The 14,971-nt window shown below is 31.8% G+C and carries 13 protein-coding genes; 5 read left to right on the top strand and 8 right to left on the bottom strand.

Annotated features, from left to right (window positions below):
• Nucleotides 1-6 precede the first annotated feature (6 nt).
• The gene (locus VP395_RS04740) at nucleotides 7-855 is read left to right on the top strand and encodes a glycosyltransferase family 2 protein (RefSeq protein ID WP_346240587.1); all 849 of its coding nucleotides are present in this window, start codon (nucleotides 7-9) and stop codon (nucleotides 853-855) included.
• 114 nt (nucleotides 856-969) lie between these two features.
• A complete protein-coding gene (locus VP395_RS04745) occupies nucleotides 970-1,197 on the top strand; it encodes a hypothetical protein (RefSeq protein WP_346240588.1) in 228 nt (75 codons plus the stop codon).
• On the opposite strand, the gene VP395_RS04750 is transcribed toward VP395_RS04745, so the two are convergent.
• Both VP395_RS04750 and pafA read right to left on the bottom strand, forming a co-directional pair.
• Nucleotides 1,194-2,003 (bottom strand): DNA/RNA non-specific endonuclease, encoded by an 810-nt coding sequence (locus VP395_RS04750; RefSeq protein WP_346240589.1) that lies wholly within the window; start codon nucleotides 2,001-2,003, stop codon nucleotides 1,194-1,196. The genes VP395_RS04745 and VP395_RS04750 overlap by 4 nt on opposite strands.
• 1 nt (nucleotide 2,004) lies before the next feature.
• Entirely contained in the window at nucleotides 2,005-3,666 is a 1,662-nt protein-coding gene (pafA, locus tag VP395_RS04755) for an alkaline phosphatase PafA (RefSeq protein WP_346240590.1), read from the bottom strand.
• Nucleotides 3,667-3,773: 107 nt separating this feature from the next.
• Between pafA and VP395_RS04760 the strand changes: the two genes are divergently transcribed.
• Together VP395_RS04760 and VP395_RS04765 are read left to right on the top strand one after the other, a co-directional pair.
• Nucleotides 3,774-4,511 (top strand): MlaE family ABC transporter permease, encoded by a 738-nt coding sequence (locus VP395_RS04760; protein ID WP_346240591.1) that lies wholly within the window; start codon nucleotides 3,774-3,776, stop codon nucleotides 4,509-4,511.
• Nucleotides 4,511-5,278 carry an ABC transporter ATP-binding protein gene (locus VP395_RS04765; protein ID WP_346240592.1) on the top strand — a complete coding sequence of 256 codons (768 nt, stop codon included), beginning with the start codon at nucleotides 4,511-4,513 and terminating at the stop codon, nucleotides 5,276-5,278. The genes VP395_RS04760 and VP395_RS04765 overlap by 1 nt, the downstream gene beginning before the upstream one ends.
• A 3-nt stretch (nucleotides 5,279-5,281) precedes the next feature.
• On the opposite strand, the gene VP395_RS04770 is transcribed toward VP395_RS04765, so the two are convergent.
• The 3 genes from VP395_RS04770 to VP395_RS04780 all read right to left on the bottom strand — a co-directional run bounded on the left by VP395_RS04770 (nucleotide 5,282) and on the right by VP395_RS04780 (nucleotide 8,567).
• Nucleotides 5,282-6,775 (bottom strand): DUF389 domain-containing protein, encoded by a 1,494-nt coding sequence (locus VP395_RS04770; RefSeq protein WP_346240593.1) that lies wholly within the window; start codon nucleotides 6,773-6,775, stop codon nucleotides 5,282-5,284.
• A gap of 86 nt (nucleotides 6,776-6,861) precedes the next feature.
• Nucleotides 6,862-7,944, bottom strand: a complete 1,083-nt coding sequence (locus tag VP395_RS04775) for a mannose-1-phosphate guanylyltransferase (protein WP_346240594.1) — start codon at nucleotides 7,942-7,944, stop codon at nucleotides 6,862-6,864.
• Nucleotides 7,945-7,952: 8 nt separating this feature from the next.
• Nucleotides 7,953-8,567 carry a SprT-like domain-containing protein gene (locus VP395_RS04780; RefSeq protein WP_346240596.1) on the bottom strand — a complete coding sequence of 205 codons (615 nt, stop codon included), beginning with the start codon at nucleotides 8,565-8,567 and terminating at the stop codon, nucleotides 7,953-7,955.
• Between the two features lie 151 nt (nucleotides 8,568-8,718).
• Between VP395_RS04780 and VP395_RS04785 the strand changes: the two genes are divergently transcribed.
• A complete protein-coding gene (locus VP395_RS04785; protein ID WP_346240598.1) occupies nucleotides 8,719-10,239 on the top strand; it encodes a glucosyltransferase domain-containing protein in 1,521 nt (506 codons plus the stop codon).
• 53 nt (nucleotides 10,240-10,292) lie between these two features.
• Here VP395_RS04785 and VP395_RS04790 read toward each other — a convergent pair whose 3' ends face one another.
• From VP395_RS04790 to VP395_RS04800, 3 genes are all read right to left on the bottom strand, one after another.
• Entirely contained in the window at nucleotides 10,293-11,021 is a 729-nt protein-coding gene (locus VP395_RS04790) for a glycosyltransferase (protein ID WP_346240600.1), read from the bottom strand.
• Nucleotides 11,022-11,089: 68 nt separating this feature from the next.
• On the bottom strand, nucleotides 11,090-11,728 hold the full coding sequence (locus VP395_RS04795; protein ID WP_346240601.1) for an HAD family hydrolase: 639 nt from the start codon (nucleotides 11,726-11,728) through the stop codon (nucleotides 11,090-11,092).
• A 2-nt stretch (nucleotides 11,729-11,730) separates the two neighbouring features.
• On the bottom strand, nucleotides 11,731-14,943 hold the full coding sequence (locus VP395_RS04800; protein WP_346240602.1) for a T9SS type B sorting domain-containing protein: 3,213 nt from the start codon (nucleotides 14,941-14,943) through the stop codon (nucleotides 11,731-11,733).
• Nucleotides 14,944-14,971 lie beyond the last annotated feature (28 nt).

The raw sequence follows: 14,971 nt of genomic DNA on the forward strand, positions 1-14,971 counted from the left end.
CACAGAATGAACTTCTACATCATCATTCCCGCACATAACGAAGCTAGTTCTATTGGTTTAACTTTAGATTCTTTAGTTAACCAAACGCTTCAACCAAAACGTGTTGTGGTTGTTAACGACAATTCTACCGATGACACACAAGATATTATTGAAAGTTACACCTCAAAATACACTTGGATTCAGTTAGTAAATTCAAAATCTTCAAATGAGCATTTACCTGGTTCAAAAATTATTAATGCTTTTTATAAAGGCTATGAAATTCTTGATGAAGATTATAATGTGCTATGTAAATTTGATGCCGATTTAATTTTCCCGAATACTTATTTAGAACAACTATCTATACATTTTAGTGCCAATGAAAAACTAGGGATGGCAGCTGGTTTTTGTTATATTGAAAAAAATGGCGATTGGATTTTGGAAAACCTAACACGTAAAGACCACGTTCGAGGTGCTTTAAAAGCTTACAAAAAGGAATGCTTTTTACAAATTGGTAAATTAAAACCATCAATGGGTTGGGATACTGTTGATGAACTTCTTGCTAAATTTTATGGATGGGAACTATTAACCGATGAATCACTGCATGTAAAACATTTAAAACCCACAGGCATTAGCTACAATAAAGCCTCTAAATATTTACAAGGAGAAGCCATGTACAAAATGCGCTATGGTTTTATAATCACTCTTATTTCTGCATTAAAATTAGCTTATAAAAAAGGAAGTTTTAGGTTGTTTAAAGATTATTTAGCGGGGTATTTTAGAGCTAAAAAGCATAAAATTGACTATTTAGTTTCTGAAGAAGAAGGTAAATTTATAAGGAATTTGCGTTGGAAAGGAATGTTTAATAAATTCAGATAATTTTCACACAACAAAAAAAAAAAAAAAAACAGAAGCGGTTTTTTAACATTTTTATTTTAGAAATCCTCCCCAAAACACGCACATGAATCAAATCTTTCTAAACAAAACTAATAAATGAAAGTCTTCGTATTGACACTTCTTTTTTGCATCGGCATATACATTTTAACAAAAGCAACCTTAACCCCTTCCTTTGGAGAAGTTAGCAATACCATGAACAAATTAAACTGCACACCTCCATACGCAGTAAAGACTAATTCTAGTCATCAAGAAAGCTGTTGTATTATTCTGGACAGAACTTCCATTATTCTTAAACAAAATGCAAGACAGGAAGCTCAAAACTAATTAAAACTCCAATCTTTGTAACTGCTTGAAGCTTCCAACTTGTTTTCTAAAGCATCTTCTAATTGCGGAAAAAAATCGATTCCCGTTAGTTTTTCAATAGAATCTACCGAAACTACAAATTCATAAAGTGGTTTATCAGAATTTTCATGTGGCATTAAGAATGCAATCATTTTTACTTTACCAGAATTTGTGTCAATCAAAACTTTATAAAATTGATTGGGAACAGCTACTCTTTCCTCACCAATAGTTTTCATATTACCTTTTAAAACTCCTCCTGTAACCACAAAAACACCATCATACTTACTTGCCCAATACCTCACTTTTTGTTCTAAAGTATTCCAAATTCCAGAATTAAAATTATGCTCTTGCGGACTAATATTGCTCGTTAAAAAAGTTTTATCATAAGCAAACTTACTGTAACTTCTATCAGCTGCAGGACATAAATGTCCACGATCGTAACCTGAGTTTTTATAATTTCTCCAATTAGCAGCACCAGTTTTAACTGCTTTATCTACCTCGAAATATGGACGCTTGAAATTAGTATTGGATAAATGAGATTTATTTAATTCATAAGCTACCCATTCCGCTTGTTCATGTGGTTCGCTATAAGAAAGGGAATACCCTTCGTGGTGCACTATTTGTCCTGTAGTGCTGGTTGGTAAAAAGTATTCGTTGGTGTTTTGTTTAACGTCCCTTCCATCTACTACAATTTCTACTTTATCTTCTTCTTTTAAAAAATGCTCGTATCCATAAACACCCAAAACAAGTATTACGGCAAGTAACGTGTATTTTGCTTTTTTATTCAAACTATTCAAAAACAAATTCTAAAGGTTGCCCAATAGCACCGTTTGGAAAACTGATACCTAAAAGTGCCGACATGGTTGGGGCAATATCGGTTATCTCGGTTTTTTGTAAAGTTTCGCCGTGTTTAATCCCTTTTCCTAAGAACAAAAGTGGCACGTGTGTATCGTAATCGAACCCCGAGCCATGTGTTGAGCCTGTTTTGCTGTATGAAACAAAAGCTGGATCGTAAACAAAAAGAACATCCCCAGAACGTTTTTGGTTATGACCTTTTTGCAACAACGCTTCAATACCACTGGTAAATGAAGTTGAATTCATAGTAGTGGCCGTATATACTTTATCGATATATTCGTAATTAATTATTTCATTCACAATAGCTTCTTGAACATCGTCTAAGTCTAAATCGAGTTTATTGATTTGATTTCGATTTAAAAAAATCTGATTATTACTTATGTTTTCAATCAAATCGGATACTCCAAATTTAGCAATCATAAATGCATTTAATTTATCATTAAACAATTTTGAATCTACATAACCAGCTGGAATTTTAACACTTCTTAAATATGCAGGAACATCTACAGCTGCATGATCTGCAGTTAAAAAAACCACATATTTACCTTTACCTGCTTTTACATCTAATGCTATAAATAAGCGTTCTAAATCTTTATCTAAACGAATATAAGTGTCTTCAATTTCTTTTGAATTAACTCCGAATTTATGTCCCACATAATCGGTACTTGAAAAACTTACTGCAAGCACATCGGTATCGGCATCTTGCCCTAATTGCTCACCTGACAATGCTGCTATTGCAAAATCTGCTACAATACTATTTCCGTATGCTGTAGTTTTTATAATATCGAAACCTCCATTTTCATCTTTTAAAATTTCCAAATCGTATGGAAATGTGGCTGTTTCTTTTCCATTAAATGTACTCTCAAAATTATTTAAATCGCTTCCACTTTCGGAGTATGTTGAAATATCGTAAAACGTATTCCAAGGTTTCAAATATGATTCTGCAACTTTTGAGTTATTGAATTCATTTACCCAATTTGGCAAAGCAGTCATGTAAAAAGTACTCGTTATAAAATCTCCTTTATCTTTTCCGTAAAACCAATATGCCGCATTAGCTGTATGACCCGCTGGTAAAATAGCACCTCTATCTTTTATAGAAATACCAATTGTTTTACCTCGCATTTGTGTAAACAAGCGGTTTTCATCTGAAAAAGTGGTAGCTTTCATTCTATGCGGAGACATTTGTCCATCTTCAGTTTCGGTCCCTACAGCAAGTACACTATCATCTCCGGCACAGTACACTTTTTTCTTAACCTCTTTATCATACCAATCATTTGCAATAATTCCATGATACTTTGGTGTAGTACCCGTGTAAACTGAAGCATGACCTGGTCCCGTATAAGTTGGCACATAATTATAATGATTGTTCTTGCAGTTAAATCCTTCATTCATCATGCGCTTGAAACCACCTTCTCCATATTTATTGTAAAAACGTGTTAAATAATCATAACGCATTTGGTCTACCACAATACCTACAACAAGCTTGGGCTTTTCACTATTAAAATCTTTATTTTTAGTAGAAATAATTTCGGTTTGGGCTTTACACGAAAAAATTACAGTAAGTGTAAAAAGAAAGTAGACTACATTTTTTAGCATAACTATAAACATTTGTTCCAAAAATACAGCTTTTAAAAATATCTTAATTTAAAATTAAAGTTAAATACCTATAAGTTTTTTTTACTTTAGCACTATTAAAATTGATTATGACTTATCTACATAATATTGGTGCTTATTTTATGATGATTGCTGAAATGTTTCGCAAACCTACCAAGTGGTCTGTGATGAAAAAGTTAATATTTAAAGATATTGACGATTTAGTTATAGGCTCTTTAGGCATCATAGCTTTTATATCGTTTTTTGTTGGCGGTGTTATTACAATCCAAACTGCTTTAAACATTAGCAACCCATTAATACCTCGGTATTTGGTTGGATTTGCCACCAGACAATCGGTAATTTTAGAATTCGCTCCTACTTTTACATCTATAATTATGGCAGGAAAAGTGGGCTCTTTTATTACTTCTAGTATTGGAACCATGAGAGTTACAGAACAAATCGACGCTTTAGAAGTTATGGGAATAAACTCATTAAACTATTTGGTTTTTCCAAAGGCGGTTGCTTTAATGCTATATCCTTTTGCTATTGCTATTGGTATGTTTTTAGGTATTCTTGGTGGTATGGCAGCTTGTGTTTATGGAGGTTTTAGCTCGTTAGAAGATTATATTTTTGGTATCCAAACAGATTTTATTCCTTTTCATATTACCTACGCTTTTATAAAAACGTTTGTTTTCGCTTTTGTTTTAGCAACCATTCCAGCATTTCATGGTTATTATATGAGAGGTGGCGCCCTTGAAGTAGGAAAAGCAAGTACCACATCGTTTGTGTGGACCAGCGTAGTTATTATCCTTTTAAATTATTTCCTAACTCAAATGCTTTTAAGCTAATGATAGAAGTTAAAGATTTACATAAGTCGTTTAGTGGTGTTGAAGTTTTAAAAGGTATTAGTACTACTTTTGATAAGGGAAAAACAAATTTAATTATTGGGCAAAGTGGCTCTGGGAAAACCGTATTTTTAAAATGTTTGTTAGGACTATTTAATTATGAAGAAGGTTCTATTACATACGATGGGAAAACCTTTTCAAAATTAACTGAAGACGAAAAACGCGATTTACGGGGTGATATTGGTATGGTGTTCCAAGGAAGTGCCTTATTTGATTCGATGACGATTGCCGAAAACGTAATGTTCCCACTGAGAATGTTTACAAAACAAAGCAAAAGTGAAATGGAAGACCGCGTAAATTTTGTTCTAAACCGTGTTAATTTATCTGACGCTCATAAAAAGAAACCAAGTGAAGCTTCCGGCGGTATGCAAAAACGTGTTGCTATTGCCAGAGCTATTGTAAACAACCCAAAATACTTGTTTTGTGACGAACCAAACTCTGGATTAGACCCAAAAACCGCTATAGTAATAGACAATCTTATAAAAGAAATTACCGAAGAATACAATATTACCACCGTAATAAACTCGCACGACATGAACTCGGTTATGGAAATTGGTGAGAAAATAGTGTTTTTGAAAAATGGCTTAAAAGCTTGGGAAGGTTCTAACAAAACCATTTTTAAAACGGACAACGAAGTGGTAACCGACTTTGTTTATTCGTCTGAATTAATGAAAAAAGTGCGACAGATGTATATTGAAGAAAGGCAATAACAACTATTCTTGCTTAACAACTAAGCTATCTAATTTAAAACGTTGCTTCAACCATCTTCCTAATTTATCTTGTTGCTTCAAAATATCAGCAGCTTTTACAGCCTTTTCATTCCACTTAACAGTAAAAACCGAAAGGGTATCAATTTTTGAAAAATTTGAAGTTATAACTGTTGAATAAGACAACCTAGAAACAGCTTCATAATTAATTTGAACTTCTTTTGTTAAGGCGTCAAACGGAATTTGTTGTGCTTCCAGTTTTGCCAAACTTTTTAATTTCCCTTCAAGAAATATAATTTTTTGTGCTTGCGATAGCATGTCTATAGAATCTCGATACCTAATTTGTTCCATGTACTTCAAATTATCCAAATTCTTGCTTCTATTTTGATTTAGCACTAAATTAGTACTTTTCAATGCATCATAATTTTTCAACCTGTCCTTAAGCAAAGCCACAGTACTTTCTGGTATTTCATCTAACCCAAAGGTATTCAACTCAATAGAAGACAACAACTTATCATTGTCTGAATATTTATAAGTGGAATTTTTAATTATATAATCTGCATGAGGCAAAGCACTTAGCTCTTTATTTATAAAATTTCTAGCATCCCTTTCAAATCTACTTTCACTTAACACTTTTACAAAAGTCCACAAAGCAGGTACCATTACTATAATAGCCAAAAAAGTGGCGATTCTACCTGTACGTCTTCTTTTAGCTGAATTAACATATTTAAGCATTGGAAATCTTAAAACCTTAACTACTATAAATGTAGCTAGGGCAATAAAAATAGTGTTAATAGTAAACAAATACATGGCACCTAAGGCAAAGCCCATACCCTTAGCAAAATCTTCTTCTAAAGCCACCGAAAGCCCGTACCCCACCGTACACAAAGGGGGCATTAAAGCTGTTGCAATAGCGACACCAAAAATTACAGAAGCAATCGTTCCCTTTTTAGTACGTGCAATAATTAGGGCTAACCCCCCAAAAAAGGCAATTAGTACATCGCGAATATCTGGCTGTGTTCTTGCTAATAATTCTGAAGACTCTTCACTTAATGGAAATAACCAAAAAAACAAAAAAGCCGTTAGCACACTTAAGAAAATCATGACTCCAAAATTGACTAATGATTTTTTTAGCGTATCAATATCATTAATAGATACCGATAGACCAATACCTAAAATAGGCCCCATTAATGGTGAAATTAACATGGCTCCAATAACAACCGCTGTAGAATTAGCATTCAGACCAATGGACGCCACAAAAATAGAACAGACCAAAATCCAAGCTGTAGCACCTTTAAACGGAATATCGTTTTTTATAGCTTGTATTGTGGCATCACGATCGGTATCATCGCGGAAATCTAATAAATCTTTAAAAAAACGTTTTACACTTGTTAATAAGCCTATGGCGTCTTTTTTCACCGCTTCTTTACTCTTATCTACTGCCTTATCATTATTAGATTTGTTTTCTTCTTCAGAAAAACTAAACTTGTTTTCTTCCATTATTTTAAAAATTAGCCACTAATACACGAATATAGATAAATTTACTATTAATTACAGAACATTACCATTGTAAACAGAGCACTAAATTATCCGTAATGCTTTCCGAATTTATCCTTCACTTTTTGAAGCACTTTTTTAATATCCTGCTCTTTGGTTTTTGGATAAATAAGCAACACATCTTCCTTATCAACTATAATATAATCTTGCAAGCCATCAACCACTACAATTTTATCTTTTTTGGTTCTAATCATATTACCTGAAGCATCTTCAGCTAAAGTTCTGGCATGCACCACCGCATTACCTGTAGTATCTTTATCTAGTTTATCATATAAGCTTCCCCAGGTTCCTAAATCGTTCCAATCAAATTCTGCAGCAATAACATACACATTTTTAGAGGTTTCCATAATAGCATAATCTACCGAAACATTCTCTGCTTTCGGATAATTTTCCTTTATAAAATCGGCTTCTAAATTCGTATTATAAGCACTCATACCCGTTTCAAAAAGAGCATATAAATTAGGCTGATTATTTTTAAAAGCTTCAACCACACTTTTAACACTCCACATAAAAATACCAGCGTTCCATAAAAAGTTTCCTTGTGCAATAAATTGCTTAGCAGTTTCGTAATCTGGTTTTTCTCTAAATTGATTCACTGGTTTTATATCATCTGTAGAAACTTTATCAAATTCAATATAACCGTATCCCGTATTTGGGAATGTAGGTTGGATACCAAGTGTCATTAACGAACTACTTTTAGAACAAAATTCAAAAGCCTGTTGTACGTTTTTGGCAAAGGTTGTTTCATCCTCAATCCAATGGTCGCTCGGTGCTACTATCATGACAGCATCAGGATTTTCTTTTTGGATTTTTAAAGAAGCATATAAAATGCAAGGTGCTGTATTTCGCATGGCGGGCTCTAACACCACTTGGCGTTGGGTAACTTCTGGAAGTTGTTCAAAAACCAAATCATTATAACGTTCGTTGGTTAATATAAAAATATTCTCCTTCGGGATTAAATGTGATAATCTTTGAAAGGTTTTTTGTATTAAGGTATCGCCCGTTCCTAACATATCGTGAAACTGCTTTGGAAATGCTTCTGTGCTTACTGGCCAAAAACGTGAGCCTACCCCACCTGCCATTAATATGGCGTAATAATTTTTGTTATTCATGCTTTTTATTATAAGATTCCTACTTTCGAAGGAATTAGTTCTACTTCTGCATTGGGATTAAAAAGATACAAACGTCCTGTTTTAACCTCAACACATTCAAATCGTTTGGTTCGCTTTACGCCCATTTTAAATACTTTACCGTTGTATAATTTAAAAGTTTGCCCCAGCGGTACTTCAAAAATAAAGGTTTTATTATTAGGTTCATCAAATTGTTTTAATGCTAAGGCTAATACAACATCACTATCACTAGATGCCTTGGGGCTTTTAAAATGTTTCGCTAAAAGCGGCAATAATTCTATTGGGAAAATTTCAGGATTTAAAAACGGCAACATTAAATGCTGAAAGGTTTTTTTCCATTCTATGCCATGCGGTTTTATAAAACGCCCATAGGCTTTATAAGCTTCAAAATGAGCAATTTCGTGAATTAAGGTTATTAAAAAACGGTACTCGTTTAAATTGGAATTGATGGTAATTTGATGCTTCCCATTTGGTAAACGCATATAATCACCATGACGGGTTTTACGTTCATTTTTAACTTTTACATCCAAATGATCGTGCTCTAAAAGTTTTAAAACTTGCGGCAATACTTTTGGTGAAATATAATCTTGAAGTTTGTTTTGCATTACCACAAAAATACAGGAATTCTTTAAATTAAAAAGAATTGATTTTGTATGAAAAAACAATAGATTTACAGAAAATTATTCAACATAAATACTAAAAGATCTATATTCTAACTATTGATCTTAAAAGTAGTTTTAAGATTTGCAGAATGTTATGTTAAAATTAGTTTCAAAATTTATAGCCAATATTAAATTGATTATAAAAACTAAACCAATACTGGCTTACAGCATAGGCTCACTAATTGGATGCCTACTATTAAATTTAGGCATTTTTAAAGAATATGCTTTTCTTGATGCTAATGAGTACATTTGGACTGCGTATAAAAACCCTAAATTTCAAAATGAATTTATACAAGGAGGCAGGTTTTTATTTGGTATTATTAGTGAATTTGTTTACGGTTCTTTGTGCAATACAATAGCCGATTTAAAATGGGTAAGACTATTTGCTTTATTAAGCTGTGTTTTTTTTTCAATTCAAGTATTCACTTATTTATTAAAATTAACTAAAAAAGTAAATGAATCGGCTTTATTTTCTTTTCTTATCTTAACCCTACCCTCTTTTTCTACTTATTACAGTTGGAGCTGCACATTGGAAATTCCTGTTTTACTATGCCTCAATTTTTTTGCGGGAACACTCCTTATAAAGGCATTTTATTCAAAAAAACATAGAATACTTTACTATTTTGTTTCTTTACTTATTGTTGTAATATCTTTGTGTATCTACCAATCTGCAATAACCGCATTCCTTATACCAATCGTTTTTTCATCTTTAATTAATCGCGATTTCAGTATTAAAAAATTGATTTCTATATTAATTTTTATAGCAATTTCTTTTAGTATTTATTTTATTGTTTTTAAAACTTCATTGTTTTTATATGGATTAGAACCTACTAATAGAACTAAATTAGATTTATTAAAATTACCTTTAAAAGTAATTCTCTTTTACTTAAGAGAATTAAGATTGGTATTTAAAGGCAGTGGTTTTTTGGTAGCACCTATTTTCTTTTTAATTATTGGCGCTTCAAGCTTTTTAGGGTTTTTATATTTACTGTATCAAAAGAGATCTAAAATTCCTCAATTTTATTTCAAGGTTTCATGCTTAATTTTAGTTTTACCACTTAGTTATTTACCTAATTTATTATCGTCACAAACTTTTGTTTGCAGTAGAACTATAGCTCCTACTGCTGTAATTGTATTGTTTTACCAATTTTGTTTTTTTTATAGTTTAAGTTTATGTAAAAGCATTTTTAAAAAATTATCGTTAACCTTAGTGCTTATACTTATAATATGTAGCTCTATAAATCTAAATTATTACATAACAAGAGTTCAAAACAAAGAGCATCTTGCCATAAAAAAAGCTTATACCAATATTCCTTTAAATAACACAAAGAAAATCATCATTATTAAACCAAAACCTAATTTTCTTCAAGATTATGGTTTTTACAAACAAGAATCTGCAGATGAGTTCGGTCATTTATCATCCGTTAAACCCTGGGCACCTGAGCCTTTGTTTAGACAAATACTCAAAGAACGGTTAGATTCTTTAGGTTTAGAAAAAGAACAGTTTGAAATAAATAAAATTGAAGTATACGAATTGGGAGAAAAATACAATACAGACAACTCTATAGTTATCAATCTAATTGACGTTTTAAAAAAAGAATTTACTAAACGCTAACTAATTAATTATTTTTATAATTAGATTCTAAGTTTGTTGACAGTCTCATACTATTAATGCTTTTTGAAAAAATGATATCTTATTGGTAAACATAAAACATCCCAAAGCATATTTGTTGAAGCATGAAACAAATTAATTGTTGAAATATTGTTTCCTTCAAATTTAACAGGAATTCTTTTTATTTCAAAATCATATTTATAAGATAAATATAGTGCTTCAACATCAAATGCAAATCCTTTTACTTGAATATCTGAAAACAATCTTTCTGCAATTTCAGCTCTAAATCCTTTCAAACCACATTGTGTATCACTCACTCCTGTTACAACATATCTGAATATTAATATTGTAAATATTTTACTGGATAATTTTCGAAGAAATGTCATTTTTAAAACACTATGAGAGTCAACAGACTTTCTATTCCCAATACATACATCAAATTCTTTAAAATCAAGATAATAAAGAATTCTATCAAAAACAGTTAAGCCGTATGGAATATCTGCATCAGTAAAAATTCTAAATTCTCCATTTGCTTCCAACATTCCTGTTTTAACCGCAAAACCTTTTCCTTGGTTTTTAGAATAGGATATTAGTTTTAAAGAGTTATCTTTTTCTATGAAACTTTCTAATATGTTTTTGGTATTATCTTTACTACCATCGTTTACAAAAATAATTTCAACTTCATATTCAATATTTTTCTTCCATTCAATTAATTGAGTAATCGATTTATATATAAATGACTCGGCATTGTAAATTGGAATAATAACGCTTAATTTCACAGACATTTTCTTATTTTTTGAAATAAAAATTTAATAGAGACTAACTTATACATTTTTGTAGCCATCTAAAAATATTAGTACATTATTTTCAAAAGTTCATCCATACTATTAAACGTTTTGGTAGCTTCTGCTTCTAACTCATTATTATAATCATGCGCTGTAAAACCAAACACATCAAAACCACCACTTTTTGCTGCCTTTACTCCAGACAGACTGTCTTCTATAACCAAAGATTCACTTGGTTTAAAACCCATAGTATCTGCTGCCCATAAAAATACCGCTGGATCTGGTTTCCATTTTTGAATGGTATAGCAACTAAAAATTTTGTTCTCAAAATAAGGTAATAAACCTGCCAACCCTAAATTAAGTTTAATTTTATCTTCTGGTCCACTTGAAGCAACACAAAAAGGCAAATCTAAACTATTTAAAACCTCATTTATGCCTTTAACAGGTTTTATCCCTTTTCTAAAAGCTTCAAAACTTTGTTGTCTATAATCTTCTTGAAATGTATCAGGTAATTTTTTATTAGTTAATTGCTCTATGTTAGCTTTACAAGCATCGAAGAAACTGCCTTTAAAATGTTTCATACCATAGGTCAAATCTATATTTGCGCCATAGCCGTTTGCCATATCTACTAATATTTGTATGCTTATGGGTTCGCTATCTACCAAAACGCCATCACAATCAAAAATTATGCATTTGTATTTGCTCATCACTATAGCCTTAGTGAAAAATGTCCTTTAAACTCCGTTTCATTATTCAATTTAGCTGTAAACCAATAATCGTTTGACACCATGTTTTCCCCAGCATAAGTTCCATCCCAACCACTTCTATTAGCTGTAAGTTGTTTTAAAAGTTTCCCATACCTATCGTAAATAAAGATTACAGCATTTGGGTAATTTGCGATTCCTTTAATTTGCCAAGTATCATTAAAACCATCATTATTTGGGGTGAAATATTTGGGGTAATCTATAACTGTTACATTTTCTGAATCCTCACCACAACCAAATTTATCTCTAACAAAAACCGTATAAATTCCTCCTAAAATATTATTGAATAAATTACTAGTTTGGTAATTAACACCATCGATAGAGTACTCAAAATCGCCATCTCCAGATGCTATTATTTTTATATAGTTTTCATCGGATAACTCTTTATACTCAACATTGGTGATGTTTGGAAGCACAGAACGTATGAGTTCAAAATCAAAGTCGTTTTCACAATAAATCCCATTCTTTTCTTCTCCTACTGTGAGCGTATAATTTCCTGCGTTTACTAAATTAGCTTCATATGTATTTGAAATACCGGTTCCATCTTGGTATTCCCATTGATAACTATCAAATTTACTTTCAACATTTACATATAGCAAAGGTTCTAGGTTACATAAAAAATAAGTTTCATCAATCGTTACTATTGGCAATTGATTTACTACCAAATCAAAACTGGTTTCAGAAAAACACAAGCTATTCAATTTGTTTTCCACCTTAACATAAATTGTTTGCGACCACGCTTTTGTGTTTTTAAATGACGTAGGTAATGGACTTGACAGCTGATTTCCATTAGCATCAAAATACATTATTTTTAAACCGTTTTGGTTGCCAATAAGTTCAGTTTCTATATTGGAAGTGTTAAAACTTGAAAAACCATTACCCAAATCGCATGCATATAATGTTTGTGGTTTGTTAATTCGTGGTTGTGTCGCTGTTTTTAAAACCAATGGCGTTTCAGTATAACAACCCGTTAAACTATTTGTAATTCTTACCGTTATTGCTTCTTGGTTAGCAATGGTGTTTGTATAAGGATTAGGTAATGGACTTGGCAGTTGATTTCCATTAGTTTCAAAATAAGTAACTTCCATACCTGTTTGGTTTCCCAAAACTTGCGATTCTACGTTTAAAGTATTAAAATATTCTGAAATACCGTCATTATTATCACCACAACCAATTAGCTCTTGCAAAGTATTTGCTATTGGAAGCGGGTTAACTATTAATTTAAAAGCTGTTTCAGTATAACATTTTGTATCCGTGTTTGTTGCTCTAACTGTTATTAGTTCTTCATTTACAACCAAGTTTTTAATAGTACCTAATGGCTCTTGAATTTGTTGGCCGTTTTCATGGTAAAATTCAACTTGTATGTTGGTTTCAGTTCCAATAATGCTGGTTTTTACTGGTTGAAGATTGAATAGTGTAAAACCGTCATTATCATCGTCACAAACTATTAAATCTGAAATTACGCTTGTATTTGGCAAAGGATTTACAATTAAATCGAAAGTGGTTTCAGAATAGCAACATGGATTATTGCTATGAGATACCCGTACAGTAATAGTTTCCCTATCTTTAACGGAATTAGTGAATGGGTTTGGCAATTGATTATATGTTTTACCAGAACCATCTATGTATGTTACCTGCTTACCTGTTTGTCCTCCCAAAATTTGCTGTTCTACCATTGAAACATCAAATAATGATGAAATTCCAGTTCCAAAACTATCCTCGCAAGCATAAATATTATTGATGCCATACACATTGGGTGGTTCTGTAACATCAATCGTTTCGGTTAAAATCTCAACACTTCCATCTTTACCTATAACGGTTGCAGTAATTGTATATGTTCCATCTTGTGAAAAATCATGGAAAGGTGATACATCTGTTGAAATATTGGTAGCACCCGAAGTGGGGTCGCCAAAATCCCAAACAACAGAAGCCACATTATCCTTATTTTCTACACTAAACTCTTTTAAAAACTCTGAACAGATATTTGAAATGTTTATTTCAAAATTATTTGTTACGTGGTTTACGTTTCCGGTTACATTAATGTAATAATTTAAGTTTACAGATTGATACGGTGCAAAAAGCCCATTACTTAACCATGAAACGTCATTACCAAACTCTGTACCTGCTATAAATGATGCTGAGTAACCTGTACTAGGTAAATGAAAAACTTCAACAAGTATCCTATCTACATCTTTTGGAATAATTACTGGATTTTCAAAATCTATATTAAAAATTACAGGATCATATCTATCACTAGAATAAGGAAGCGTTAAGACTTGGCTACTACCTATTAAATCAGTAGTAGAAAACGAAGTAGGAAAATTGGAATCAATTTTATAAATATTAAATTGAATTCTAACATCCCAAGCTCCTACTGCCGAAAAAGCTGCTTGCCCATTACTAATTATAAATTCTTCATTATTAGAAACACCAAAATCTTCTAACATAAAAGCTCTAGAATATTTTATACTTCCACCTGTACGACCAAATTGATTTATCCAAACAGGCTGGTCACAAACATTATGAGTTAATGAAGTGGTTCCCCCTAAACTCTTGTTATTAAACTTTTCCCCGGTTACATTTATATAAAAGTTTGCATTAGGTACTGGTTTACTAAGTTTATCAGTGGTAGTATAATTATAATATTCCCGACAACCTGAAAACCAAGAAACATCATTATCTTCTTCAGTTCCAGCAATAACTATATCAGTGTAATTAGGATTATAATGGTCATCCGACTGACTTGCCACTACCAATATCCTTTCAACATCAGCAGGCACAACTATTGGTTTCATAAATTCTATTTGAATGATTTGTGGGACACCATCTACATAAGGGGTTTCTACAAATGCGCCATTACCTAAGGGTTTAGGTTTTGAATTTGGAAAATTGGAATCTATACTAAAAACACCAATACCTAATCTAGCGCCTTCATAAGATTTACTAATAGCCACCTGACCCGATCTAATTATAAATTGTTCAGCTGTCGATATTCCGAATTCGGAAAGCGTGAATACTCTTGCCCAATATTCGTCATATTCACAATTAGGCATGCCAGTATCAATAGGCATATTCCCAACATTATGCGATAAAGTTATTTGTGTAAAACCAGTAATTGTAAAACACAATAAAAAAACAAGCGAAAGAATATTCTTCATTTAACAAATATATAAAACAGATTTACTT

Origin of the sequence: Mariniflexile soesokkakense (genome assembly GCF_039650365.1) — a bacterium.
GTDB classification, from domain to species: domain Bacteria; phylum Bacteroidota; class Bacteroidia; order Flavobacteriales; family Flavobacteriaceae; genus Mariniflexile; species Mariniflexile soesokkakense.